Raw genomic sequence first — 25,695 nt, forward strand, 5'->3', positions numbered from 1 at the left:
TGATAAAAGACCTGCTTCCTTTGTTGAGACATGTGCGTTAAAAGCGCATAATATCCAACTGGTTTTTTGTGCATTGGAATAGGCTTTACTTGTGGCGTCTGCGTCTAACAACGATAAAAATGTTGATAAATTGAAGGTTCCACCTCATAGCATTGAGGCTGAGCAGTCTGTTTTAGGCAGCATGCTTATCGACCCTGAAAGCTGGGATAAGGTCGCGGAACTTGTTACCGATAACGACTTTTACAATCGTTCACATCAAATTATCTTTCGTGCGGTTACTCGCCTACTAAATAGTAGCCAGCCCATTGACTTAATTACAGTATCAGAAGAGCTGGAAAAGCATGACGAACTGGAAGATGCAGGTGGTTTTGCTTACCTAGGCGAACTTGCTAAAAATACCCCGAGCTCCGCGAATGTGGTGTCTTACGCGCAGATTATCAGTGAGCGGGCTATAACGCGGGAACTGATCGGCGTTGCACACGAAATCGCTGAAGTAGGGTACAACCCTGAAGGCCGCGACAGTGCAGACATTCTTGATCTTGCGGAAAGTAAAGTATTCGAAATAGCAGAGCGAAGAACTGGTGAAAACGAGGGGCCTCGTGATGTCGAATCTATTCTAGGTAAGACCATTGACCGGTTAGAAGAGCTGGTAAAAACCAATAAAGAAGTAACGGGTGTTACAACGGGCTTTACCGATCTAGATAAAATGACCAGTGGTATGCAGCCTTCTGATCTTATCATTGTGGCGGCGCGTCCATCAATGGGTAAAACTACCTTTGCCATGAACTTGATTGAAAACGCCATGATGGCAGAAGAAAAGCCAGTGCTAGTCTTCAGTCTAGAGATGCCTTCTGAACAAATCATGATGCGTATGTTGGCATCGTTAAGTCGCGTAGACCAAACTAAAATCCGTACTGCACAGCTAGATGATGAGGACTGGGCGCGTATATCTAACACTATGGCTATGCTCAAAGATAAGGATAGCTTGTTCGTTGATGACTCTTCGGGTCTAACACCTATGGACGTGCGAAGTCGAGCCCGTAAACTCGCGCGGGAGCGCGGCGGGATTAGCCTTATCATGGTGGATTACCTTCAGCTGATGCGTGTGCCGTCGCTAAGCGATAACCGTACGTTGGAAATTGCCGAAATATCACGCTCATTAAAAGCGCTTGCTAAAGAACTGGAAGTGCCGGTAGTTGCACTGTCGCAGCTTAACCGTACGCTAGAACAACGTGCCGATAAACGCCCCGTTAACTCTGACCTTCGTGAGTCTGGTTCAATCGAGCAGGATGCCGACCTTATTATGTTTATCTATCGTGATGAGGTTTATCACGAAAATAGTGAATATAAAGGCATTGCAGAGATTATTATTGGTAAACAGCGTAACGGCCCAATTGGCACCTGTCGACTTACCTTCCAAGGCCAGTTTTCTCGTTTTGATAACTATGCAGGCCCTGCCATCGCAGATGAGTATTAACGCATTTTTTTAGTTGAGTTAATGGTCTAACAAGCCATGATTGAATAGCGTAAGGCATTCATTTCTGCAAGCGTTTGTTTAGCTAGGACCTACAGATACAAAAAAGGCGCCTTTCGGCGCCTTCTTCAATTCATATAGTATGAATTACTTTTCTTCAGCTACTTTCACTGTGTCTTTAACTGTCACTGAAATGCGACGGTTAACACGGTGTGCTTCAGCATCGCTATCAGTATCTAGAAGCTGAGTTTCGCCGTAACCGATAGTCTCTAGACGAGAGCTGTCGATACCGTACATGTCTACCATTACTTCTTTGAAGTTAGCAGCACGACGCTTAGAAAGGTCCATGTTGTACGCTTCAGAACCTGGTGCAGAAGTGTGGCCTTCTACTACCGCAGTTGTTGAAGGATACTGCTTCATGAACTCAGCAAATTCAGAGATTTCTGGATCTTTAGGCATTTTAACAACAGCACTTTCGTTGTCGAATAGAACGCGTAGCGTAATTTCTACCGTCTCTTCGTCAAACACTGTACAGCCTTTAGCGTCAACTTTAACGCCTGCCGGAGTATCAGGGCACATGTCTTTGCTGTCTACAACACCATCGTTGTCAGCGTCTTTAATTGCACAGCCAGTGGCGTCTACTTTAGTACCCGCTGGCGTGTTAGGACATTGATCAACACTGTTTAGAACGCCGTCGTTGTCGTTATCAACGCTGCAACCAGTCGCATCAACGCGAACGCCAGCTGGAGTCATTGGGCACTGGTCTTTACCATCTACAACACCGTCGTTGTCGCTGTCTTTAGGAGCAGCAGGTGTAGATTTGCCAAATGGTACAGCGATACCTAGCTTAATGCTGTAATCGTTGTAGTCTTCACCAAAGTCGTGGTATGCCGCGATTTCAGTAACAAGCTTAACGCTTTCATGAAGGTCCCAGTGTTTACCGATACCGATGTTACCTAGCGTAGTTGACTCACCCACCGCTTGGCGCTTAACACCACCAAACACGAACCATGCATCGTTAGGCATGAAATAAAGTGCGTCAACACCAACCATCTCGCCGCTGTCGTCACCGCCGCCAGCATAATCAAGGTCTAGCGCTGTAAATTCAACACGAGCAGCCCAGCTTTGAGTGAAACGGAAACCGTATTCAAAAGATACACCACGGCCGTCGTCGTATAACTCGCCTTCAGTAAGGTCTAGCGGGCGTGAGTCATCAGTGTTGTAGTACATGCCAGAAAGGCCGAACCAGTTTTTATATTCTGGCTCAGAAGAGTCTTGAGCAAATGCACTAGTAGATGAAAGTACAGCAAGAGATAGCGCTGCCATTTTAAAGTGTTGTTTCATAGTCACATCCTGTTTAACGTTGAGTGATTATCGATTTTTGATAATTTTGTGTTGTGCTTAGCAAATAATGCTAGCACAAATTGTGCCATTTATAATATGGGTTAGGCTGCGATCCCTTGTAATGTGGCAATAATTGTTCGTCTTCCACCATGATCTCGGTGTTCACCAAGCATGATACCCTGCCACGTACCAAGTGCAAGTTTGCCTTGTTGGACAGGAATTGTAAGTTGACAGCCTAGTATACTCGATTTTAGGTGAGCAGGCATATCATCTTTACCTTCATAAGTATGCCTGAAAAAAGAGAGCTCTTCTTTTACACTATGGTTGAAGAAAGCCTCCATATCGTGCCTCACCGTCGGGTCGGCATTTTCGTTTATTGTCAAACTTGCGCTAGTATGCTGAAGCCATAAATGTAAAAGGCCAACTTCAACATGACGAATACTGGGGAGAGCAGATTCCACCTGTTGTGTTATCAGGTGAAATCCTCTCGGGTAGCTGTTTAGTGTAATTTTTTCACAGTGCCAGAAATTATTTGTCAAAGCAGATTTCCAAATGCGCTAATCCTTCGTCGCACATGAAAGGGAGAATGATTTTAGCGCCATCCACTTGATGGCTGATTGTGTGTTGCTTTCCTGATACAACGATAGGCGTTGCCATACCAAACTCATATCCACGTTCTGCAAGGTCTCGTTTAGCATTTCCGCAAATCATATTGGTAACCTCGCCAACCATGTCACCTACTTCAGCGTCGAGTTTCTCCGGACGCTCTCCTACCATTCTTTCCATGATAGTAAGCGCAAGTGACTCATCGAACGTGATAGACATAGAGCCTCGAACATCAGGGCCAACCATACCTATCAAACCAGAGACGTCACCTTTTGCAATATCGCTTTGTTTGCGTTTGGGCTTGCCAGGCGTCAATTTTGTTTGTGCCATTGTCTCTAGCACATTTAGTAGGCCGGCAATAAACGGGTTCACAAAATCAGCATTCATTTACACTCTCCTGGGCAGTGTGATCTTCCGTTTGTTGACAGTCGGCACATAATCCATGGGCCTCAATCGTTTGTTTGGAAACTTTAAAACCGTGTTGCTTCGCTTGATTGTCGAGGGTTTCTTGAAGACCTTCCGATTGGATTTCAGCGACATCACCACAGCTGTCACAAATTAGAAACTGGACAGGGTGGTTACAACCGAAATGATAGCAGGCTACGAACGCATTAGTAGACTCGAGACGGTGAATAAGACCAAAATCAAGGAGAAAATCAAGTGCACGGTACACCGTAGCTGGCTTGGCGCTAGATTCAGTTTCTTTTAATGAGTCGAGTAATTCATAAGCACCCATAGGGCCGTGCTTTGATACAAGAATCTCGTACACCTTCTCTCTCAGTGGTGTAAACCTGGCGCCGCGTTGCTCGCAAAATGCGCGTGCCTTATGGATAAGTGTGGTTTTGTTCATTGATGATAACCGTAAACTCGACTTTCATTGTTATATTAAAGTGTCACTTCTGGATCACGTTTGTTTATGTGTACGTGAGCAATTAACTCATCTTCCAAGGCAAAACGCTCTTCTAGTGTCTCTCCGAGCTGGGCTAGAGCTGAGTCGAAGCCAGCTGCCTGTTCTGGCGTCACTGCTTGTGCAAACGTATCATTAAATTCTAGCGCGGCGTCAGTGGTTTTTGTTAATCTTGGGTAAAGTTTGTCGCGTAGTTTTAAACCTTCACTGTCATTCTCAACTAAAATATCGAAAACTTCGAAGTGGCCTGCTGAGAGGTAATCGAGTAAAGCTCCACAAAAGGTTGCGATTTCATCGGCATCGGGCAAACATTCATTGTGTTTGTTAATGCCTGCTAATTCACAATAGGAAACCAGTAAGGCCTGTCTGTCTAACAGCCAGCGGTCTATGACCTGGCTTTTGCCACCCCATTTTGATTTTACGCTTTCCAACTGTTGCAACATTGTGATGTGCTTCCCTTCGGCGACAATAAGCTTCAGTATAACACTGTGCACTAGCGACACAAATTTTGCGCGAAAAAGATTACAGTAAAAACATAGTGCTAAGATAAACGTGGTGGGTATAGGCAGATTGTCGGCCTTGGTTTTAGGAATTTTGGGTTAATTATACAGTAATTATTATCAGTCCCTAGTGTACTATGAAGTTCAAAAGCACAGGAGTAAGGCACAATGATGATAAAGTTAGACGAGGCAAAATTAGCTTCGCAACAAGCTATGTGGGTGGTGTTTAGTCGCGGCAAAATAATGGTACAAGAGTCGTCTGAATCCATCCCCGTTGCTCAATTGAGTGATATTCCTTTCTTAGCGTCATATGTCGATGAAATTCATCAGCTTCCGCCGCTCAACGAAACGGCGCACCGAGACTTCCCCGTGTTTGTTGTTGACTTAGGTGCAGAGCATGTAGACGAGCCAGGTTGGGAGCGGGTTTCGCTTAGACAGCTACTTTTTGCTGAATACGATATTGCCTTTTCAGTTATCGGTCGAGCCTGGCAATACATTCACTTTTTACGCACTCATCAATTTTGCGGACAATGTGGCGCGAAAACCGAACGTGTTGATTGGGAAATGGCAATGCAATGTCACCGCTGTAATCATCGCACTTACCCAAGGGTTTCGCCTTGTATCATTGTCTCTATTCATAACACCGAGAAGATTCTTCTTGCGAAAGGCGTCCGTCACCGAGAATCTAATATGTATTCGACCCTTGCTGGTTTCGTAGAAAGTGGAGAAAGTCTAGAACAAGCTGTTCACCGAGAGATATTTGAAGAGGTGGGCGTAAAAGTCAAAAATTTGCGTTACTTCAATAGCCAACCTTGGCCGTTTCCACATTCATTGATGGTAGGTTTTATTGCTGAATATGACGGAGGAGAAATTCGCTGCCAAGAAAACGAGATAGATGACGCACAGTGGTTTGACGCAAAAGCGTTGCCGACCATCCCACCAAAAGTGTCTATAGCGGGACAATTAATTGCTGAAACAGTGTCTCTGATTGGCAACAAATAAAAAACCCTGCCGAGGCAGGGTTTCAATAAGTTTAGCACGGTCCCGTGGAGGGCTTCTTTTCTTTAACGGTTATAGTAATAGCAAACACTTACTCTGAGTGCAAGTTACTTTTTAATCACCGTGCAAGCAATGTTCGTCGTCATTTATCGACACTATGTCGATTTATCGTAAAAACGTCGATTTTTTAACACAGGTTTTAGCACACCTTGTTCAGAATACTGGTATACTTCGCCGCTCAAATATCTACAGTTATTTAGGTGAGTTATATGTCGCAAAATTTCCCCAGTGTTGATAAGCCCGCGTTGAAGAACGATCGTTATTTACGTGCGTTACTTAAGCAGCCGGTTGATGTCACACCTGTATGGATGATGCGACAAGCAGGGCGTTACCTTCCAGAATATAAAGCGACGCGTGCAGTAGCAGGCGATTTTATGTCGTTGTGCAAGAATGCTGAACTTGCATGTGAGGTGACACTGCAACCTTTACGCCGTTTTCCTCTCGACGCTGCAATTCTCTTTTCGGATATTTTGACCATTCCAGATGCAATGGGCCTCGGTCTTTACTTTGAAACAGGCGAAGGCCCTCGCTTTAAAAATCCAATCACGTGTAAAGCGGATGTGGATAAAATCGGCCTTCCTGATCCAGAAGGTGAATTACAGTACGTAATGAATGCCGTTCGTACTATTCGCCGAGAGCTTAAAGGTGAAGTGCCACTAATTGGTTTTTCTGGAAGCCCTTGGACACTCGCTACCTACATGATTGAAGGTGGTTCGAGTAAAGCCTTTACCAAGATCAAAAAGATGGCATTTGCTGAGCCAGCAACGCTTCATGCGTTATTAGCAAAACTGGCTGATTCGGTGACTGAGTACTTAAATGCTCAAATCGCTGCCGGCGCTCAGTCAGTCATGGTATTTGATACCTGGGGCGGCGTACTGTCTCCTCGTGACTACAAAGAGTTCTCGCTTCAGTACATGGAGCGTATTGTAAGTGGGCTGACCCGTGAGAATGAAGGCCGTAAAGTACCTGTTACCTTGTTCACGAAAAACGGTGGCATGTGGCTAGAATCGATTGCAGCTACAGGCTGCGACGCAGTGGGTTTAGACTGGACTATCGACATTAAAGAAGCGCGTGCGCGCATTGGCGATAAAGTCGCACTTCAAGGCAATATGGACCCATCAATGCTGTATGCTCAACCGCAAAGAATTGAGCAAGAAGTGGCGTCCATTCTAGAAGGTTACGGAGAAGGTAGCGGTCACGTATTTAATTTAGGTCACGGAATTCATCTAGACGTACCACCTGAAAATGCAGGTGTGTTCGTTAATGCAGTACACGAACTTAGTAAGCAATATCACAAGTAAGCGACTTCAATAAAGGTAGTATAATGAAAACGTGGCTTGTGTTGTTGCTGATAGCGTTTGCGTTGGTAGCTGGGTATAAATTTTCTGGCTATCAACACCAACTCAGTGAATCCAATGCAGAAAAAGAGAGACTAACTAATGTGTTAGCGCGCTCTCGTGCCACGGAAACGAGTGAACTGAAAATTATTAAGCCCGCCGCCAAGTTGGTTTCAAATGAAGCCGGTGCCGTGCACTCGGATACAAGCGGTACGAAAAACAGCGTGATGAATGCTGCCCCCGTTGCTGAGAATGCCCAAATCATGGCGCCAGAGGTTTTCTACACGAAAACCGAAGGCTCACTCAATACGTTTTTTGCTCTGCCGCCTAACAATAAGCGCTTTGTTCTAGACTCGGTAAAATGTGAAAACGGGCATTGCGAAATAACGGGTGAGTATGACGGTTCTGAAACTGAGCTTTCGCGAGTTATTGAAGCATTGGAACAGGAGCCATGGTGGCAATTCGGCTCGCCTATCATAACCACGCAAGTGGCGCAGCGAGGCCTTAAACTTAATGTTTCTTTTCCCGCATCTCATTCGCCAAATGTTCGTGTGCGTTATAGCAATAGCACTCAACCCGATTTAAACAGTCAGCTTGCCTCAGCGGGTTAACCCCAAATCTGTATATCGCTAGTTGAGTTCGCGGTATGCCATTTCAAGCGTGTAATGGGTTTAGGCGTCTCTTGGTAAACCTTTTTCAATTACGCGAATAAGCCGCGCTTGCTGCCTGTTTTTGGCATCAGACGCTTGTTGTTTCTCTTGCTGCCGTTTGAGAGCCCAATCAATATGTCTGTCCACCAAGTCACTCACGCTCCCTCGTCTTTCTTTCAGAAGTAGTATGCTTTGTTCATCATACGGAGCGTTTCCTAACGCAACGGCAATATTACGCTGCCACTTCTCAAAGCCAATCCTTCTGATGGGAGAGCCTTCCGTATTGCGTAAGAAGGTTTCTTCAGACCAGCCGAAAAGCGCATTGAGACTTTGGCCGTGAAGCACGTGTCGTGGGTGGAAATCTTCTTCACTGGTGACATCGGCAAAGCGATTCCAAGGGCAAACAAGTTGGCAATCGTCACAGCCATAAATGCGATTGCCCATCATGGGGCGTAAATCTTCGGGAATATCTTTGTCTGATTCAATGGTGAGATAGGAAATACAGCGACGGGCATCTACTTTATAAGGCGCAATAATCGCATTGGTTGGGCATATGGTTAGGCACGCTGTGCAGGTGCCGCACCCCTCTTCAATTGGTGAGTCAGTGGGTAATGGCAAATTGATGAATAGCTCGCCTAAGAAGAACCAAGAGCCGGCTTCTTTGTTGAGTGTCAGGCTGTGTTTCCCCGTCCAGCCAATACCCGCTTTTTCAGCAATAGCGTGTTCCAACACGGGGGCTGAGTCTACAAACGGGCGATATTGGGTATGCGCCAAGGATGCAGTGATTTTCTCTCCCAATTGCTTCAGACGTTTGCGCAGCACTTTGTGGTAGTCACGGCCCAATGCATAGCGGCTGATGTATCCTAATTCTGGCTTTTTTAAATGCTTGGCAAAAGAGGCGTCAGGCGGTAAGTAGTTCATGCGAACGCTGATAACCCGCAATGTTCCTGGGACCAGCTCATCAGGCCGAGCACGCTTCATCCCATGACTTTCCATAAAGGCCATGTCACCGTGATACCCATTGTCTAACCATTCCTGAAGGTGTGCCTCGTGCTGATGTAGATCAACATCGCTGATGCCAACCTGCTGAAAGCCTAGCGCTGTACCCCAAGCCTTGATATTGTTGGTTAATTCAACAAGGTCGATAGAACTAAATTCGGACATGTGCTTATGCTAGATACTCAATTAACGTCAAGTTTATCATACAAATTATTTCGGGCCGATCAGGTTAGGGAAAATGAGGGACAAGCCGCCGCGGATTCGGGCTGCGATATGTTCACCTTGATGCAACGAGCCGGCGATGTGGTATTTAAGCAGTGTCTTGAGCTTATGCCAAACTCAGACGTTTACTTAGTGCTGGTGGGCCAAGGTAACAATGCGGGTGACGGCTACATTGCAGCAATAAACGCAAAACTTGCGGGTAAACAAGTACATTTATGTGCGGTTGAACCTGAACGTACGCTGGAAAGTGATGCAGGCAAAGCACAGCAGCGCTGGCTCGATTCAGGAGGTAGTATCAATGGGTTTGACGCCGCGCTCCTCGAGAAGTCTGACGTAGTGATTGATGCGCTTCTTGGTACAGGTATTAATAGCTATATTCGCAATGAGTTTGCAGACATCATTGATGCGGTGAATGCGTCATCAACACCGGTAGTAAGCGTTGATGTGCCGTCAGGGCTTGATGCAAATACAGGACAGAGCCTGGGGCGATGTGTTCAGGCTGATATCACCGTTACTTTTGTGGGCATTAAACCGGGGCTTGTTACTGGTGCGGGTAAACAATCGTGCGGTAAGTTAGTGTATGCGGACTTGGGTATCGGCAAAGCGTTCCAAGCGTTAGCTAAAGCGAGCGCAACCATGCTAAATATTGACCACTTTAAAGGTATGGGGCCACGGGAGATTAACAGTCATAAAGGGACGTACGGGCGACTGTTGTGCATTGGTGGTAACCGCGGAACAGCAGGTGCCATTCGCCTAGCCAGTGAAGCCGCCCTTCGAAGTGGTGCGGGTATGGTTCGCGTGTATACCCATGAGTCGTCGGTGGTTCAGGTCAGTGCAGGCAGACCTGAACTCATGGTTACCGACTTTAATTTGGAAGATGCATTAGCTTGGGCAACCTGTGTGGTTATTGGACCGGGTCTTGGGCAAGATGAATGGGCAGAAAGCGCATTTGAAACCACCATGAAGCACTGCCAAAGCCAGAATAAGCCTGTGGTGATTGACGCTGATGCGCTAAATTTGCTGTGTAAGCAGTCAACCGCGTACACCTTGTCTGACAGTATTTTAACCCCTCACGCCGGCGAAGCTGCGCGTTTACTCGGTGTTTCTATTGATGATGTAGAAAGCGACCGTTTTAACTACGCAAGGCAGTGCTCACAGCGATACCATGCGGTTTGTGTGCTAAAAGGGGCGGGCACGCTTATCGATAATGAAAAGAAAACCTGGGTTTGCCGTCACGGTAATCCTGGTATGGCTACCGCAGGAAGTGGTGATGTATTGAGCGGAATATTGGGCGCGTTGCTCGCGCAAGGCGTAGAAACAGATATTGCAGCAAAATATGGTGTTGTGCTTCATGCTAAGGCTGGCGATGATATTGCCCAACTGTATGGTCAACGTGGTATGATAGCGAGCGATTTGTTTGACGCAGTACGTGCGCTTATCAACCACTAAATAGGTTGGTTTTGTCTTAAACGGGCAGGCATCTACTGTGTTTCTTTGTATTACTGTGGAATATTGTTGATGTCTTACCCGCATACCTCTTTTTTTGCTAATGAAGTAGATGATACAGCACAGCTTGCCAGAGATTTAGCGCAGGCCGTTTCGAGTCAACTCCCTACCGATGCTGTTATTTATTTAAACGGTGACTTAGGTGCAGGGAAAACGACATTTAGCCGATACTTCATTCAATCTTTAGGTCATTCAGGTAGCGTTAAAAGTCCAACCTATACATTGGTTGAACCTTATGAGTTGGATGGCGTCAATATCTATCACTTCGACCTGTATCGCTTAGCCGACCCAGAAGAGTTAGAGTTCATGGGAATTCGCGATTACTTTGGTTCGGGCGCAATCGCGCTTATTGAATGGTCGGAAAAAGGGGGCGAATACTTGGCATCCCCAGACTTAGTGATTAGTATAAATATTACGCCATCGGGTAGGCAGTTTAATTTGGAAGCAAAAAGTGCCCACGGTGCGAAATTGCTTCAGCAATGCAAGCGCGTTTAGTACAAATGCGAAATGAAAGAAAAACTGAATAAATAGCCGCTCCGGAGTTGACGAGAGCAGCATAACAATAACAGAAAGGCTAATTATGGTGCGCAGTATAGTTTCGGTATTATTATTGTGTTTCGTGGTGCAGTTTGCACACGGTGCGCAAAATAACATCGACGGGGTAAGGATATGGCCGTCGCCGGACAATACTCGCGTTGTTTTCGATATGAAATCAGCGCCAGAATTCACCTACTTTACGCTTAAAAATCCGCTTCGGCTTGTCATCGATCTTAGTAACACCAGCGACACTGCTAAACTTTCTGGTATTGAAAACAGCGGTGATTTGATTAAAAAGCTGCGCTACTCCACGCCGAAAAACAAGTCATCTGCTAGAGTGGTTGTTGAGCTCAATAGAAATACAAAGCCCTCGTTATTTGCAGTAACCCCCGATGGTGCTTACGGACACCGGCTGGTTGTCGATTTACCAGATAGCGCGCAGAAGCCGTCGCCAACATTATCAGCGTCGGCATCAACTGGCTCTATCGTTATTGATGATTCTACCAGTGCCCGAGACCGAGACATTATCGTCGCCATCGACGCTGGGCATGGTGGTCATGACCCAGGTTCAATTGGTCCGGCTGGTACCTATGAAAAGCATATCACGCTGAGTATAGCCAAAAAGCTTGAAAGCAAAATCAATCGGGAGCCCGGTATGCGTGCAATAATGACACGCGGCGGTGACTATTATATTTCTCCCAATCGTCGTCCTGAGATTGCTAGAGAGAAAAAAGCCGATTTGCTTATCTCTATTCACGCCGATGCGTTTAGTCAGCCACAGCCGCGAGGTGGCTCGGTATGGGTACTTTCAACACGCAGAGCCGACACTGAACTAGGTCGTTGGTTAGAGAAATCAGAGCGCCATTCTGAGCTGTTAGGTGGTGCGGCTGAAGTGATTAATGATAAGTCGAGCGAACGATACCTTACTGAAACCATACTGGGGTTATCCATGGACCACAGCATGGCGACAAGCCATGATTTAGGCAATAAATTGGTAGAAGAGTTGAAGCAAGTGACCAGCCTCCATAAAAGAAAGCCACAAGCTGCTAGCTTTGCTGTGTTAACCGCGCCAGACATCCCGTCAATATTAGTTGAAGTTGGTTTTATATCGAATCCGCAAGAAGAGAAAAACCTAAATTGGTCGAAGTATCGCGAGCGCTTGGCAAATGCAATGTTCAAGGCAACCAAGCGCTACTTCAAGCAAATACCGCCTGATGGTACACTGTGGGCTCAAGAAAAAGCGAACAACCGAACGCACAAAGTAAGAAGCGGCGAGTCGCTCTCGTTATTAGCACAGCGTTACAATGTAAAAGTAAGCAGCATCAAAGCAGCGAATGATCTTTCAAGTGATGTTGTACGCGTAGGGCAGGTACTAAATATTCCGAGAACATAAACCCAAGTTTTGTTTCATCGGCTTTTTCAGTACTCGTTGCACTTACATGTCGTATCGCCACGAATCTATACAGTTAATATCATAAGGTAGTCCTTTGCCTATACAGCTTTTATCTCCCCAACTCGCTAACCAAATTGCCGCTGGTGAAGTGGTTGAACGACCTGCATCTGTCGTGAAAGAGCTTCTGGAAAACAGCCTCGATGCCGGAGCTACCAAAATAGAGATCGATATTGAAAAAGGCGGTCACAAGCGCATTCGAATAAAAGACAATGGATCAGGCATTGTCAAAAGTGAACTGCAGCTGGCATTGAGTCGCCATGCAACCAGCAAAATCACCACTTTGGATGACTTGGAACAAATTCTATCCCTAGGCTTTCGTGGCGAAGCGCTGGCAAGTATTAGCTCTGTAAGCCGGTTAACACTGACATCGCGCACTGAGTCTCAAGGTGAGGCGTGGCAGGCCTACTGTGAGGGCAGGGAAATGGCGGTAAATATCAAGCCAGCGGCTCACCCTGTGGGAACCACAATTGATGTGGCAGATCTGTTTTACAATACGCCAGCAAGACGTAAGTTTTTACGCACCGAAAAAACCGAATTGCAGCATATCGAAGACGTTATTAAGCGTATTGCGTTAAGTTACCCTAAGGTTTCTTTCGTTCTAAAACACAACGACAAAGTGATTAAGCGCTTTATTGCTGACAAAGAAGGCAGCTTATCAACACGTATAGGCGCCGTAGTAGGGCAAAAGTTTGTTCAAAACGCCGTACATATTAGTACTGAGTATGAAGGTCTTCAAATAGACGCATGGCTAGGCAACGAAGCTATGCTGCGCAGCAGCAATGATTGCCAGTTTAGTTTTGTTAACGGCAGAGGCATGCGAGATAAGCTTATTATGCACGCTATTCGCCAAGCGTACGAAAGCGTTTGGGGTGTGGTGGAGCAACCAAGCTTTGTGGTGTACTTAACGGTTAATCCTAAAGATGTGGATGTAAATGTTCATCCCGCCAAGCATGAGGTTAGGTTTCAACAAGGTAGATTGGTACACGACTTTATCTGTAAAACCGTGAGTGATGCGCTGCACGCTATGACTGACGAACAGCCTTTATCAGGAATGGACGCAAACCGTCCTACAGGCTCAGATTTCATGTCTTCTCAGGTAGAACACGATTACATTAGGCCTTTACAGAATCAAACGTCGGATAATGCACAGGCGTTTAACGAGTCTTCTCGTTACTCGACGGGGGGAGTCTCGCAAGGCGCGCCACAGCCTTATGGGCAATTTACAGACAGTCCAAGAAATACATCCTCGGGGAGTGCCAGTGGTGGACGAAGTGGTGGCGCTGCACATAAGCAAAGTCGAGGGCCAAGCGCGGCATATCAGTCAAATTACAATGCGTTAATGACGCCAAATAGCGACATTATTAACAACAATGCAGACCCGATGCCCGTTGCAGAGCACGTTAATCTAACTTCCGAGTGTAGAATTTACCCAAAATCAGAAAAAATTTACCTTCTTTGTGCAACTAAAGTTGCAAGTATCTGGTTAAGCGAACTATTTTTAAAAGCGCAGCATGGACAACCGTTGTTAATGCCCGTTGCTGTTTCGCTCAATAATGTCAATGAGCAACTAATTACACTGCTAAACGACGCGCATTTTGAAGTGAATAAAGTGGCTGGCAAATATCGGCTGCAACAGGTGCCGGCCGGCACCAGGCACTTGCCGTGGCTCAAGTGGTTTGAATACTTCTTATTAGTTGAACTAAATGATGAAGTAAATTCACTTGATGATGCCGTAAAATCATTGGTTTTGCCTGAACATGTTTTAGATGAAGAGACATCAAATGCGCTGTGGTACTGGTTGGATCAGCAGAGCGAAGTGAAACAATGGGAAATTATTGAGCAATTTGGTAAAGTGCGCCCCTTAAATTTAGTGCTAGATGTATGGGGAGAATAAAGTGTCCAATGGCATAAATTCTGCAATGCCTGTAATTGCAATTATGGGACCCACAGCATCGGGTAAAACCGGTCTGGCGCTAGATATAGCGGCTAAGGTTGAAAGCGAAGTAATTAGTGTTGATTCGGCCCTTGTATATAAAGGTATGGACATCGGCACTGCGAAGCCTACGCAGGATGAGCAAGCAGGTGTAGTGCATCATCTTATTGATATTATCGACCCTGCTGAAAGTTATTCGGTGTCGCAATTCGTAAACGACACCAATGCGCTCATAGGCGATATTTTAGCACGTGGCAAGGTGCCAATTTTGGCTGGAGGTACAATGATGTACTTTAATGCCTTGATAAATGGAATTTCGCCACTACCTAAGTCAGATGAAAAGATACGGGACGAAATAACACAGCAGGCACAACGCTTGGGTTGGTCTAAATTACACGATGAATTACGTGGTGTAGACCCAATTAGTGGTGAGAGAATTCACCCCAATGACCCACAGCGAATTACCCGTGCGCTGGAAGTGTATAGAAGTACCGGCAAGACGTTGACACATTGGCAACAGCAAGAAGGTGAAAAGTGCCCTTATAATATTGCACAATTTGCCATAGCGCCCGCAGACAGGGCAATGTTGCACGAACGTATCGCGACGCGCTTCGATTTGATGTTGGAGCAAGGTTTCGAAAAAGAAGTATTAAAACTTTACGAGCGCAGTGATCTTCATGAAGATTTACCTTCTATACGTTCTGTAGGGTACAGACAAATGTGGCAGTACCTAGACGGCCAGTTGAGTTATGAAGAAATGCGTGAAAGAGGCATTATCGCAACAAGGCAACTCGCCAAGCGTCAGCTTACGTGGTTACGAGGCTGGGAGCAGGTTACATGGCTAGACACATTTGCTAACGATAATTTGACTAAAATTACAGCAAAAGTCACACTTTAAATGTTTGAGTGTGGTATACATTAGACGTGCGGTGATAGTGAAACTTCTATCACGAATAATAAAAACTAAGGATATCAAATGGCTAAAGGGCAATCATTACAAGACCCATTCTTGAACGCTTTGCGTAAGGAACGTATTCCAGTATCAATTTATCTGGTAAATGGTATTAAACTTCAGGGACAGGTTGAGTCATTCGACCAGTTCGTTATTTTACTGAAGAACACAGTAAGCCAAATGGTGTATAAGCACGCAATTTCTACTGTTGTTCCAGCACGCGCTATCACTATGCCTAGCGCAGGAGATTCTGAAAATACTAAAGGTGAATAAACTAAAAGGTAACGCGCTTGTTTGACCGTTATGAAGCCGGTGAACAGGCTGTACTTGTTCATGTTAATTTTTCCGACGAGAACAGTAAGGAAGACTTAAGCGAGCTTGAATTGCTTGTGTCTTCAGCAGGGGTGAATGCGGTAGAGGTCATTACGACGTCACGCAGTGCGCCACATGCTAAGTTTTTCGTCGGATCAGGTAAGGCAGAGGAAATAGCTGCAGCGGTTAAAGCTCACGATGCTAACGTTGTTATTTTCAACCACGCGCTTTCTCCTTCTCAGGAGCGAAATTTAGAAGCGGTGTGTAAATGCCGGGTGTTAGATAGAACCGGGCTCATTCTCGATATTTTTGCGCAGCGCGCAAGAACGCATGAGGGTAAGCTTCAGGTGGAACTAGCCCAGTTGAGACATATCTCAACCCGTCTTATCAGAGGATGGACCCACCTTGAGCGTCAAAAAGGTGGTATTGGTCTTCGCGGTCCGGGTGAGACGCAGCTAGAAACCGACCGTCGATTGCTTCGTGGTCGTATTAAAGCCATTCTACGTCGATTGGAGAAAGTGCAGAAGCAACGTGAGCAGGGTCGCCGCTCACGTAAGCGCGCTGAAATTCCAACGGTATCCTTAGTTGGCTATACGAATGCGGGTAAATCGACGCTGTTTAACACCATTACCGACTCACACGTTTACGCTGCCGATCAGTTGTTCGCAACACTGGACCCGACGCTACGTAAAATCGAGTTAAAAGATGTTGGTCCCGCTATTTTGGCCGATACGGTTGGTTTTATTCGTCATCTTCCCCACGACTTAGTCGCCGCGTTTAAAGCAACGCTTCAAGAGACTCAAGAAGCTGATTTATTGCTTCACGTGGTCGATATTGCCGATGCGAAATATCGTGAAACCATGGACGAAGTAAACAATGTGCTCGAAGAAATTGAAGCAGGTGACATTCAACAATTACTAATCTGTAATAAGATTGATAAACTAGACGACGTTCAACCGCGTATAGAAAGAAACGACGAAGGCGTACCTGTGAGAGTGTGGTTGTCTGCACAAACGGGTGAAGGGACGGAATTGTTGAGCCAAGCTTTAACCGAATGTTTAGGTAAAAGTATGGTGAACTACACATTGAAGATTCCGCCTGCTCAAAGTCGATTGCGCGGTGTGTTGTACGAGCTAAACTGTATTTCAAGTGAAGAATACGACAGCCAGGGAGACTGGGTGGTTGATGTAAGAATGCCCGCTACTGACTGGAACAGGCTTGAAAAACGTCTGGAAAACGGAATATCAGAGTATGTTGTGCGACATTAGGCAGTGCTAGTCACTGCATTGAGCATGCGAAATTCAAAAATATAACAGTAATCTATGGAGTATCAGCATGGCTTGGAATGAGCCGGGTGGCAATAATAACGACCCGTGGAAGAATCGCGGTGGGAAAGAGCAAGGTCCCCCAGATTTGGACGATGTGTTTAAAAACTTATTTGGTAAGTTTGGAAAGTCAGGTGGCAACGGTGGTGGCTCGGGCAAAAGCCTAGGCGGCATCGGTGCTGGTATTCTTGTAGGTTTACTTGTAGTGATCTGGTTCATTAGTGGTTTTTACACTATTCGTGAAGCTGAGCGCGGCGTAGTACTTCGCTTTGGTGAGTACCATCTACAAGTTGAGCCGGGTCTTCGCTGGGCGCCAACGTTCATTGATTCTGTTATTCCTGTTGATGTTCAATCAATACGCGACCAGTCGTCTTCAGGCTCTATGCTTACTGAAGATGAAAACGTAGTGAGCGTTCAAATGGAAATGCAATTTCGCGTTGTTGATCCGTATCGTTGGACGTTTGCCGTTGAAAGCCCTGAGCAAAGCCTAAGTCAATCTCTTGATAGCGCTATCCGTTATGTGGTTGGTCATTCAACAATGGATGACGTATTGACTGACGGACGTGAAGTTACCCGTCAGCGCGTATGGGAAGAACTGCAAGCTATCATCGAACCCTACAACATGGGGGTGTCTATCATTGATATGAACTTCCGTGATGCACGTCCACCAGAGCAGGTTAAAGATGCATTCGATGACGCTATCGCTGCACAGGAAGACGAACAGCGTTTTATTCGCGAAGCAGAAGCTTATGCGAGAGAAATCGAGCCCCGTGCACGTGGTCAAGTAAACCGTATGAACGAAGAAGCGCAAGCCTACAAAGAGCGTGTTACGTTAGAGGCACAAGGTGAAGTGGCTCGCTTTGAAGAACTACTTCCTCAATACGAACGTGCTCCTCAAGTTACTCGCGAGCGTATTTACCTTGAAACTATGGAAGAAGTACTTAGTAGTACCAGCAAAATCATGGTTGACAGTAAAGGTGGTAACAACATGATGTATCTACCGCTAGATAAAATCATGGAACGCCAGCAATCTTCAAGTAACAAAAATACGCGCAACACACTTGAAGGCTTACAGGCACCGGTAACCGATGCTAACGGCCGCAGTCGCAACAGTTCGCCTAGTACAGGCTTGCGCGGCGATAGCTACAGAGAGGGGAGATAAGCACAATGAAGAATTTGTTAATTGCAGTATTTGTTCTTCTTGTATTGCTTGCATCAGGCTCACTGTTTGCAGTTAAAGAAGGCGAACGTGCCATTGTTATTCAGTTTGGTAAAGTACAAAGAGACGACGCGACTGGCGACACCAAAGTATTTGAGCCGGGTCTTCACTTTAAACTTCCTTTTATCGATTCAGTACGTGTTCTTGATGCGCGTATTCAAACGTTAGATGGTTCACCAGACCGCTTTGTAACAAGCGAGAAGAAAGACCTTATCGTTGATTCTTATGTCAAATGGCGTATTGACGATTTTGCGCGTTATTACCTGTCAACAGGCGGTAACAAACTTCAAGCCGAAGCACTGCTAAAGCAAAAGGTGAACAACGGTCTACGTTCAGAGTTTGGTACACGTACTATTGCGCAAATCGTTTCTGGCGAGCGTTCAGCATTAATGAATCAGGCAATGGAACAGGCGTCTACGTCATCAGACGAGCTAGGTATTGAAATTGTTGACGTGCGCGTTAAGCAAATCAATTTACCAACTGAAGTTAGTAACTCTATCTTCCAACGTATGCGTGCAGAGCGTGCCGCAGTTGCTCGTGAGCACCGTTCAGAAGGTCAGGAACAAGCTGAAGTAATTAAAGCAAACATCGATGCGAAAGTAACGGTAATGCTTGCAGATGCTGAGCGAAATGCTCGTCAATTGCGTGGTGAAGGTGATGCGATTGCAGCGCAAATTTACGCTGATGCTTATTCAAAGAACGCTGATTTTTATAGCTTCTTACGCAGTATGGACGCGTACAAGCAAAGCTTTAACAGTAAACAAGATGTTATGGTTATTGCCCCTGATAGTGACTTCTTTAAGTATATGAATCAGTCTAGCGGCAACTAAAAACCAAATGTTTTTATGAATATAAAGGCCAGTCTTTTAGACTGGCTTTTTTTATCCACTCTAAAAATAACTTACTGATTCACAGCGGTTATTGGTTATTACATGAGGCCAATTTGGCAAAGTGTACAGTAGCTTAACCTCCCATTTTTCCTATCCACTGCCAAATTTTCACTAAATCGGGTAAAATACCGCCTGAATATTATTAAAACTCGTCACTCACTAAGTACAAAGTTAGCGCCGTCCCAGCGTTAACTTTGATGCAGTAGGCGTAAATAAACGACAGAGGGAAGATTTTGACAACGGAAAACAAAAATACAACGTCTGCCGATAATAACGGCGGACAAGGTGGATTATTCTCGCGATTTCTCGCTACGGTGGAATGGTTAGGAAATCTACTTCCACACCCAGTAACCTTATTTGCGCTGCTTTCACTTTTCATAGTGGCTTTAAGTGGCATATTAGGTTACTTCGACCTAGCTGTTGCCGACCCTCGCCCAGTCGGCGCAAAAGGCCGAGAAGAGGACGGTATGATTGAAGTCATATCCCTTATGAGCGCAGAAGGTTTGCAGCGAATAGTGACGGGGTTGGTCACCAACTTTACCGGCTTTGCGCCACTGGGGACCGTACTTGTTGCGCTTCTTGGTGTATCGGTAGCAGAACACTCTGGCCTTTTGTCGGCAGCAATGCGCGCATTGGTGATGAATGCCTCTAAACGCGCAGTAACCTTTGCTATTGTTTTTGCAGGAATCATTTCAAATACAGCGTCAGAACTAGGCTATGTGGTACTTATTCCGCTGGCAGCCATGATTTTCCATTCATTAGGTCGTCACCCGTTAGCAGGTCTTGCTGCGGCATTTGCTGGTGTATCGGCTGGGTATAGCGCTAACCTATTGCTTGGAACTGTTGACCCCCTGTTGTCGGGCATCACTGAAGCAGCTGCCCACATGATTGACCCCGACTATATGGTAGGTCCAGAGGTAAACTGGTACTTTATGTTTATCAGTACCTTCGTAGTAGCAACAATGGGCGCGTTGGTGACTGAAAAAGTTGTTGAGCCTAGACTCGGTAAATTTGACCCTGCTGATGCTTCAATAGATTTGGGCAAGCAATCAATGGACGCGCCTACGGATTTAGAAAAGAAAGGCCTGCGTTGGGCTGGGATATCTTTTGTTGTGGTTTGCGCGATACTCGCGCTAACGGTAGTGCCAGAAAACGGTATATTGCGTCATCCAGAAACAGGTGAAGTAGCGGGCTCTCCGTTCCTTAAAGGCATTGTTGCATTCATATTTATCACCTTTGCTATTCCTGGCTTTGTTTACGGTAAAGTTACCAAGTCGATGAAGAACGACAAAGATGTTATTGATGCCATGTCTAAAAGCATGGGGGCAATGGGTCTTTACATTACGCTAGTATTCTTTGCTGCGCAGTTTGTTGCGTTTTTCAAATGGACAAACCTAGGCACAGTATTAGCCGTTAAAGGTGCTGCGTTGTTACAAGCGGCAGGGTTAGATGGCCCAGCGGTGTTTATTCTGTTCATTTTGATGTGTGGTGTAGTGAACCTGTCGCTAGGGAGTGCATCAGCGCAATGGGCGGTAACAGCACCTATTTTTGTTCCAATGCTCATGCTCATAGGCTACGCGCCTGAAGTGATTCAAGCTGCATACCGTATTGGTGATTCAGTCACAAACGTTATCGCACCTATGATGAGCTATTTCGGACTAATCTTGGCCATGGCTGCAAGGTACAAGAAAGACTTGGGAATGGGCACGCTCATTGCCATGATGCTGCCTTACTCAATGGTGTTTATCGTAGGTTGGACAATTTTGTTCTACATTTGGGTGTTCCTACTCGGTATGCCGGTAGGCCCGGGCGCAGCGACTTACTATCAGCCTTAAATAGATAGCTTGGTCAAAAGCCACCTAGTTTAATAAATGGCGAGCTAAAAAGCGGCACATGTTTTTGAAAAGTATTTTCGAACATATGCCGCTTTTTTAATACTTAAAATCTATCGCGGTAATCGCAGTTTTTTGGCGTTACGGCAGATCATAATCTAAGGCAATTCAGTATAATACGGATATAGCGCAGTACTTCTCGGACTATCAATACATGAAATACAAATCGAACAAAGGTTTTACTCACGGGCAACCAGATAAAATAGGCGTACTAGTAACAAATTTAGGTACGCCAGAAGCGCCAACAAAGCAGGCGCTACGCCCCTACTTAAAAGAGTTTCTTTCAGACCCTCGCGTGGTTGAAGTACCAAAAGCAATTTGGTGGTTTGTATTAAATGGCATTATTTTGAACATACGGCCGAAGCGTTCGGCAGAGGCGTATTCCACCGTATGGACGGAAGAAGGCTCTCCACTTATGGCTATCACTAAAGCGCAAGCGTCTGCCATTGCTGAGCGCTGTAAAGCGCAATATGGTGATGATGTCATAGTTGAGTTTGCCATGCGCTACGGAAAGCCGGCCATTAGCGACACCATTGATGCCATGTTGGCAAAAGGTGTGCGTAAGCTTGTAGTGCTACCACTTTATCCTCAATACAGCGCTTCGACTACCGGATCAACCTTCGATGCCATTGCAAAAGATTTTACCTCTCGCCGTTGGCTACCGGAGCTTCGCTTCGTCAACCACTACCACGACCGCGACAACTTTATTACTGCACTTTCAAACAAAGTAAAAGCGCATTGGGAAGAGCACGGCAGAGCCGATAAACTTATTTTATCTTATCATGGTATTCCAAAGCGCTACTTGATGAACGGTGACCCTTACCACTGCGAGTGCCACAAGACATCGCGTTTGCTTGCCGAAAAGCTTGGGCTTTCCCACGACGAGTATATGACAACCTTCCAATCTCGTTTTGGTCGAGAAGAGTGGTTAACACCGTATACAGATGAAACGTTAAAGTCTTTACCTGAAAAAGGGGTGAAATCCATTCAGGTTATGTGCCCTGGTTTTTCAGCCGATTGCTTAGAAACTATTGAAGAAATTGGTGAAGAAAATCGCGAGTACTTTATGGAAGCCGGCGGTGAGCGCTATGAATATATCGCGGCACTTAACAGTGATAAAGAGCACATAGATGTGCTTTTTGACATAGTGAAAGAAAATCTACATGGCTGGGCGGTAGAATCAGACAACGGTTTACGTGCGGGCTTAGCGAGAGCGCTGGGCGCTGAAAAGTAGCGTTTGAAAAGCTGACAGCAAACGTTGCGAGAAAAACCAATAGGGAAATCACCCTTGGTGGCGGATTGATTAAATTAAAAGGGAGATAAGGTCGTGGAAGGCAAAGCACCAAAGGAATTACTTAAAGCGCAAAAACTGGCGAACTTGCTGGACACTGCCGTAAAGCTACCATTTATTCCGATAAGAATAGGTTTGGATTCTATTGTTGGTTTGATTCCAGGTGCTGGTGACGCACTGATGTTGTTTGTATCTCTTCGTATTGTTTGGCTGGGAAAATCATTGGGTATGCCCAAAGCGTTAATAGCTCAAATGGTAAAAAACTCAGCAATCGACTTTGGCTTAGGTTTTATTCCATTTGTTGGCGACATCGTGGATATATTCTATAAAGCCAATCAGAAAAATGTTCGTATTATGGAGCGCTGGTGGATAAGCGAAAATAAACATGAGGTAGATAAAGTAACACAGAAGGCGCTATCCGAATGGAGTGCTGAATAACCTAGGTTTAGTTACCCAAATACCTGCGCTTTTTTCACTTTGCTTATTTACTGTGTAAGGCTACGTAAAGCTACGTAAAGCTTGAGTAAATAAGAGAACCTTGTCCTTTAGCTAAATGTCTTTTTGGCAAAGACAACCAAGGGCAACGTACGATGACATCAAACAAATTAACGGAAGAGCCGCTCAAACGACGCCGCTTTATGAAAACAGCGGTGGGACTTACATTGGCTCCTATTGCAATCGGGTTGTGGGGTTGTGGAGGCTCTAATTCCACCTCTGCAAGTTCCACAGCATCTAACTCCTCATCTTCCAATAACGACACCGATTTAAATGCCGAACCTGAAGAAGATTTTGACGGTTGGGCAAGCGGTGGCACGTCAGCTATGACGTCAGACTTTCCAGACGATAGTTTATTTGACACTGCTTCTGTATGCAGTGTTGCTCTCACAGGTTCTCAAACGGAAGGCCCGTGCTATTTTCAAAGTGACTATCTTGACGACATATCATATGAGCAAACAGGTTTGCCGATGATGTTGTGTCTTCAGTTAATTGATGAAGCGTGTAATCCCCTATCTGGTTACGAAATTGAAGTATGGCATTGCGATGTAGACGGAGTTTATTCAGGAGATACCAGTGATAGTGCTGATGCCAGCGGATTTAATTCGGCATTTTGCACGGGAAATGAAGTGGATGCATTAAGTGCGAAGTGGTTCAGAGGTATTGCGGTGACAGATGCTAGCGGAAGAATAAACCTAAAAAGCTGTTTTCCCGGCTGGTATAGCAGCCGAGCTATCCACATCCATTTTCGTATACGTCGCAACAACACTGATCAATTGGTTTCTCAATTTGGCTTTTCCGATAGCTTTTGCCAAGACATTTGTACCAATCATCCCGACTATAGTCACCGGGGTGAACCAGACACGTTGCTGGGGCAAGATACAGTGTTTGGCAGTGACTACAATGAATATACATTTAGTGTGTCACAAAACGAAGATGGTTCTTTGCTCGCATACAAGCGCATAATAATCAGTAATTAGACTTCCATTTTCTCTCCTATACACTATTTTTTAAAATGCCCGTTAGCAACGGGCATTTTATTACGCACAGTAAACCCATTCGCAGCATTGTTTCGTAGCACATCTAATAAGAACTTTATTTTCTGCTCAAATTACAAGGAGCGTGCAGCACATGAAAGCGTCCGATTTATTTGTTAAAGCGTTAGAAGCAGAAGGCGTGGAATACGTCTTCGGTATCCCAGGTGAAGAAAACCTCGACTTACTTGAGTCGTTGCGCGAGTCCTCTATTAAACTGGTGCTGACTCGTCACGAGCAAGGCGCTGGTTTTATGGCTGCTACATACGGCAGGCTTACCGGAAAAGTGGGAGTGTGCCTTTCGACCTTAGGGCCTGGGGCCACTAATTTAGTCACGCCCGCTGCCTATGCTCAGTTAGGCGCCATGCCAATGTTAATGATTACTGGGCAAAAGCCAATCAAAACCAGCAAACAAGGTCGCTTTCAAGTTATCGACATAGTGGACATGATGCGGCCGATCACTAAATTCACCAATCAGATAGTAAGTGGAGACCGAATACCCTCTACCGTTCGAGAGGGCTTTCGTCTGGCGTCAGAAGAGCGTCCGGGCGCTGTACACATTGAACTGCCAGAAGACATTGCCGCAGAGCAAACCAGTGCCCAAATACTAACACCTAGCATGGCCCGTCGACCTATCGCCGAATACAAAGCAATTGCTGCTGCGATTACCATGATTGAAGAAGCTCAGTCACCTTTGTTATTGATTGGCGCCGGAGCAAACAGAAAGCTAACAGCGAAAATGCTCAGGGAGTTTGTTGATAAAACCTGCATTCCATTCGTTACCACCCAAATGGGTAAAGGGGTACTAAACGAAAGCGATCCGCGTTTCGCAGGGAATACTGCTCTGTCTGACGGTGACTTTGTACACAGGGCAATAGAGCGTGCCGATCTTATTATCAACGTAGGCCACGATGTTGTAGAAAAGCCACCGTTCTTCATGCACCACAACGATAAAAAAGTGATTCATGTCAACTTTGATTCGGCTGCCGTAGATCCTGTTTACTTCCCGCAACTCGAAGTCGTTGGGGATATTGCTAACAGCATCTGGCAAATAAAGGAAGGCATTACTCCCCAAGACAGTTGGAAACTCGACTTCTACAAAGATGTGCATCAAGCCTATGTAGACCACCGTGCTGAAGCAGAAGACGACAATCGATTCCCTATCTTACCAGAACGTCTTGTACGCGATATTCGTAAAGTTATGCCTGATAACGGCATTGTTACGTTAGACAACGGCGTATATAAAATATGGTTTGCCCGAAATTACCCCGCATATCATCCGAATACCCTGCTTTTAGATAACGCACTGGCTTCAATGGGAGCCGGTTTGCCCTCAGCGATCGCTGCAAAACTCGTTAACCCAGATGCGCCCGTGTTAAGTGTATGTGGTGACGGCGGCTTTATGATGAATAGCCAAGAAATTGAGACCGCCGTCAGGCTTAATCTAGACCTTGTGGTGATCATCTTGCGTGATGACGCGTACGGAATGATTAAGTGGAAACAAGCAAACATGCAGTTCGATGAGTTTGGTTTAGATTATGGCAACCCCAACTTTGTTAAATACGCACAAAGTTACGGCGCACAGGGCTGGAGAGTTGACGACGCGGGTGTACTTATTCACTTAGTTGATAAGTGTTTGAACACAAAAGGCGTACATATTATCGATTGTCCAGTTGATTACAGTATGAATGACAAAACACTAAATCATACGATTAAAGAGCTTAGCGCCAAGCTTTAAGCCAAACGTAACAGAAAGGT

24 protein-coding genes are annotated in these 25,695 nt (G+C 45.6%); 18 read left to right on the plus strand and 6 right to left on the minus strand.

Going from position 1 to position 25,695, the window contains the following annotated elements:
* The first annotated feature begins 91 nt into the window (after positions 1-91).
* The gene (gene dnaB, locus ACXAGV_RS05100) at positions 92-1,477 is read left to right on the plus strand and encodes a replicative DNA helicase (RefSeq protein WP_474872328.1); all 1,386 of its coding nucleotides are present in this window, start codon (positions 92-94) and stop codon (positions 1,475-1,477) included.
* Positions 1,478-1,621: 144 nt separating this feature from the next.
* Here the strand turns inward: dnaB and ACXAGV_RS05105 are convergent, their stop codons facing one another.
* The 5 genes from ACXAGV_RS05105 to rsd all read right to left on the minus strand — a co-directional run bounded on the left by ACXAGV_RS05105 (position 1,622) and on the right by rsd (position 4,774).
* Positions 1,622-2,818 (minus strand): OmpA family protein, encoded by a 1,197-nt coding sequence (locus ACXAGV_RS05105; protein ID WP_474872329.1) that lies wholly within the window; start codon positions 2,816-2,818, stop codon positions 1,622-1,624.
* Positions 2,819-2,919: 101 nt separating this feature from the next.
* Positions 2,920-3,357, minus strand: coding sequence for a secondary thiamine-phosphate synthase enzyme YjbQ (locus tag ACXAGV_RS05110; protein WP_474872330.1), 438 nt, complete (start codon positions 3,355-3,357; stop codon positions 2,920-2,922).
* Positions 3,347-3,811, minus strand: coding sequence for a chemotaxis protein CheX (locus ACXAGV_RS05115; protein ID WP_014951104.1), 465 nt, complete (start codon positions 3,809-3,811; stop codon positions 3,347-3,349). The genes ACXAGV_RS05110 and ACXAGV_RS05115 overlap by 11 nt, the downstream gene beginning before the upstream one ends.
* Entirely contained in the window at positions 3,801-4,274 is a 474-nt protein-coding gene (locus ACXAGV_RS05120) for a transcriptional repressor (protein WP_474872331.1), read from the minus strand. Before ACXAGV_RS05120 ends, ACXAGV_RS05115 begins: the two co-directional genes overlap by 11 nt.
* Before the next feature lie 35 nt (positions 4,275-4,309).
* Positions 4,310-4,774 (minus strand): sigma D regulator, encoded by a 465-nt coding sequence (rsd, locus tag ACXAGV_RS05125; protein ID WP_474872332.1) that lies wholly within the window; start codon positions 4,772-4,774, stop codon positions 4,310-4,312.
* A gap of 225 nt (positions 4,775-4,999) precedes the next feature.
* On the opposite strand from rsd, the gene nudC reads away from it, so the two are divergent.
* From nudC to ACXAGV_RS05140, 3 genes are all read left to right on the plus strand, one after another.
* A complete protein-coding gene (gene nudC, locus ACXAGV_RS05130; RefSeq protein ID WP_474872333.1) occupies positions 5,000-5,833 on the plus strand; it encodes an NAD(+) diphosphatase in 834 nt (277 codons plus the stop codon).
* A 266-nt stretch (positions 5,834-6,099) separates the two neighbouring features.
* Entirely contained in the window at positions 6,100-7,191 is a 1,092-nt protein-coding gene (gene hemE / locus ACXAGV_RS05135; protein ID WP_014951100.1) for a uroporphyrinogen decarboxylase, read from the plus strand.
* A gap of 23 nt (positions 7,192-7,214) precedes the next feature.
* Positions 7,215-7,838, plus strand: a complete 624-nt coding sequence (locus ACXAGV_RS05140; protein ID WP_474872334.1) for a hypothetical protein — start codon at positions 7,215-7,217, stop codon at positions 7,836-7,838.
* Positions 7,839-7,898: 60 nt separating this feature from the next.
* Here the strand turns inward: ACXAGV_RS05140 and queG are convergent, their stop codons facing one another.
* Entirely contained in the window at positions 7,899-9,041 is a 1,143-nt protein-coding gene (queG, locus tag ACXAGV_RS05145) for a tRNA epoxyqueuosine(34) reductase QueG (protein WP_474872335.1), read from the minus strand.
* 6 nt (positions 9,042-9,047) lie between these two features.
* On the opposite strand from queG, the gene ACXAGV_RS05150 reads away from it, so the two are divergent.
* The 14 genes from ACXAGV_RS05150 (at position 9,048) to ACXAGV_RS05215 (ending at position 25,675) form a co-directional block, all read left to right on the plus strand.
* Positions 9,048-10,547 (plus strand): NAD(P)H-hydrate dehydratase, encoded by a 1,500-nt coding sequence (locus ACXAGV_RS05150; protein WP_474872336.1) that lies wholly within the window; start codon positions 9,048-9,050, stop codon positions 10,545-10,547.
* Between the two features lie 69 nt (positions 10,548-10,616).
* The gene (gene tsaE, locus ACXAGV_RS05155; RefSeq protein ID WP_014951096.1) at positions 10,617-11,099 is read left to right on the plus strand and encodes a tRNA (adenosine(37)-N6)-threonylcarbamoyltransferase complex ATPase subunit type 1 TsaE; all 483 of its coding nucleotides are present in this window, start codon (positions 10,617-10,619) and stop codon (positions 11,097-11,099) included.
* 85 nt (positions 11,100-11,184) lie between these two features.
* A complete protein-coding gene (locus ACXAGV_RS05160; RefSeq protein WP_474872337.1) occupies positions 11,185-12,534 on the plus strand; it encodes an N-acetylmuramoyl-L-alanine amidase in 1,350 nt (449 codons plus the stop codon).
* 94 nt (positions 12,535-12,628) lie between these two features.
* Positions 12,629-14,488, plus strand: a complete 1,860-nt coding sequence (gene mutL / locus ACXAGV_RS05165) for a DNA mismatch repair endonuclease MutL (protein ID WP_474872338.1) — start codon at positions 12,629-12,631, stop codon at positions 14,486-14,488.
* On the plus strand, positions 14,472-15,425 hold the full coding sequence (gene miaA, locus ACXAGV_RS05170; protein WP_474872339.1) for a tRNA (adenosine(37)-N6)-dimethylallyltransferase MiaA: 954 nt from the start codon (positions 14,472-14,474) through the stop codon (positions 15,423-15,425). The genes mutL and miaA overlap by 17 nt, the downstream gene beginning before the upstream one ends.
* Before the next feature lie 78 nt (positions 15,426-15,503).
* Positions 15,504-15,752, plus strand: coding sequence for an RNA chaperone Hfq (gene hfq / locus ACXAGV_RS05175; RefSeq protein WP_014951092.1), 249 nt, complete (start codon positions 15,504-15,506; stop codon positions 15,750-15,752).
* A gap of 17 nt (positions 15,753-15,769) precedes the next feature.
* The gene (hflX, locus tag ACXAGV_RS05180) at positions 15,770-17,059 is read left to right on the plus strand and encodes a ribosome rescue GTPase HflX (protein WP_474872340.1); all 1,290 of its coding nucleotides are present in this window, start codon (positions 15,770-15,772) and stop codon (positions 17,057-17,059) included.
* A gap of 67 nt (positions 17,060-17,126) precedes the next feature.
* Positions 17,127-18,278, plus strand: a complete 1,152-nt coding sequence (hflK, locus tag ACXAGV_RS05185; protein WP_474872341.1) for an FtsH protease activity modulator HflK — start codon at positions 17,127-17,129, stop codon at positions 18,276-18,278.
* A gap of 5 nt (positions 18,279-18,283) precedes the next feature.
* On the plus strand, positions 18,284-19,165 hold the full coding sequence (gene hflC / locus ACXAGV_RS05190) for a protease modulator HflC (RefSeq protein ID WP_474872342.1): 882 nt from the start codon (positions 18,284-18,286) through the stop codon (positions 19,163-19,165).
* Between the two features lie 293 nt (positions 19,166-19,458).
* Positions 19,459-21,060 carry an AbgT family transporter gene (locus tag ACXAGV_RS05195; protein WP_474872343.1) on the plus strand — a complete coding sequence of 534 codons (1,602 nt, stop codon included), beginning with the start codon at positions 19,459-19,461 and terminating at the stop codon, positions 21,058-21,060.
* A 211-nt stretch (positions 21,061-21,271) separates the two neighbouring features.
* The gene (hemH, locus tag ACXAGV_RS05200) at positions 21,272-22,351 is read left to right on the plus strand and encodes a ferrochelatase (protein ID WP_474872344.1); all 1,080 of its coding nucleotides are present in this window, start codon (positions 21,272-21,274) and stop codon (positions 22,349-22,351) included.
* Between the two features lie 93 nt (positions 22,352-22,444).
* Positions 22,445-22,846, plus strand: coding sequence for a DUF4112 domain-containing protein (locus tag ACXAGV_RS05205; RefSeq protein ID WP_474872345.1), 402 nt, complete (start codon positions 22,445-22,447; stop codon positions 22,844-22,846).
* Positions 22,847-22,998: 152 nt separating this feature from the next.
* Positions 22,999-23,883 carry a dioxygenase family protein gene (locus ACXAGV_RS05210; protein WP_474872346.1) on the plus strand — a complete coding sequence of 295 codons (885 nt, stop codon included), beginning with the start codon at positions 22,999-23,001 and terminating at the stop codon, positions 23,881-23,883.
* A 151-nt stretch (positions 23,884-24,034) separates the two neighbouring features.
* Positions 24,035-25,675, plus strand: a complete 1,641-nt coding sequence (locus ACXAGV_RS05215; RefSeq protein ID WP_474872347.1) for an acetolactate synthase large subunit — start codon at positions 24,035-24,037, stop codon at positions 25,673-25,675.
* Positions 25,676-25,695: the final 20 nt, after the last annotated feature.

This window comes from Alteromonas sp. ABH4_453, from assembly GCF_056160665.1.

Coding starts and splice junctions, on each gene's coding strand:
- ACXAGV_RS05105 (WP_474872329.1), bottom strand. CDS start 2,818: ATGAAACAACACTTTAAAATGGCAGCGCTATCTCTTGCTGTACTTTCA.
- ACXAGV_RS05115 (WP_014951104.1), bottom strand. CDS start 3,811: ATGAATGCTGATTTTGTGAACCCGTTTATTGCCGGCCTACTAAATGTG.
- ACXAGV_RS05120 (WP_474872331.1), bottom strand. CDS start 4,274: ATGAACAAAACCACACTTATCCATAAGGCACGCGCATTTTGCGAGCAA.
- rsd (WP_474872332.1), bottom strand. CDS start 4,774: ATGTTGCAACAGTTGGAAAGCGTAAAATCAAAATGGGGTGGCAAAAGC.
- nudC (WP_474872333.1), top strand. CDS start 5,000: ATGATGATAAAGTTAGACGAGGCAAAATTAGCTTCGCAACAAGCTATG.
- hemE (WP_014951100.1), top strand. CDS start 6,100: ATGTCGCAAAATTTCCCCAGTGTTGATAAGCCCGCGTTGAAGAACGAT.
- ACXAGV_RS05140 (WP_474872334.1), top strand. CDS start 7,215: ATGAAAACGTGGCTTGTGTTGTTGCTGATAGCGTTTGCGTTGGTAGCT.
- queG (WP_474872335.1), bottom strand. CDS start 9,041: ATGTCCGAATTTAGTTCTATCGACCTTGTTGAATTAACCAACAATATC.
- ACXAGV_RS05150 (WP_474872336.1), top strand. CDS start 9,048: ATGCTAGATACTCAATTAACGTCAAGTTTATCATACAAATTATTTCGG.
- tsaE (WP_014951096.1), top strand. CDS start 10,617: ATGTCTTACCCGCATACCTCTTTTTTTGCTAATGAAGTAGATGATACA.
- ACXAGV_RS05160 (WP_474872337.1), top strand. CDS start 11,185: ATGGTGCGCAGTATAGTTTCGGTATTATTATTGTGTTTCGTGGTGCAG.
- miaA (WP_474872339.1), top strand. CDS start 14,472: ATGTATGGGGAGAATAAAGTGTCCAATGGCATAAATTCTGCAATGCCT.
- hfq (WP_014951092.1), top strand. CDS start 15,504: ATGGCTAAAGGGCAATCATTACAAGACCCATTCTTGAACGCTTTGCGT.
- hflK (WP_474872341.1), top strand. CDS start 17,127: ATGGCTTGGAATGAGCCGGGTGGCAATAATAACGACCCGTGGAAGAAT.
- hflC (WP_474872342.1), top strand. CDS start 18,284: ATGAAGAATTTGTTAATTGCAGTATTTGTTCTTCTTGTATTGCTTGCA.
- hemH (WP_474872344.1), top strand. CDS start 21,272: ATGAAATACAAATCGAACAAAGGTTTTACTCACGGGCAACCAGATAAA.
- ACXAGV_RS05210 (WP_474872346.1), top strand. CDS start 22,999: ATGACATCAAACAAATTAACGGAAGAGCCGCTCAAACGACGCCGCTTT.
- ACXAGV_RS05215 (WP_474872347.1), top strand. CDS start 24,035: ATGAAAGCGTCCGATTTATTTGTTAAAGCGTTAGAAGCAGAAGGCGTG.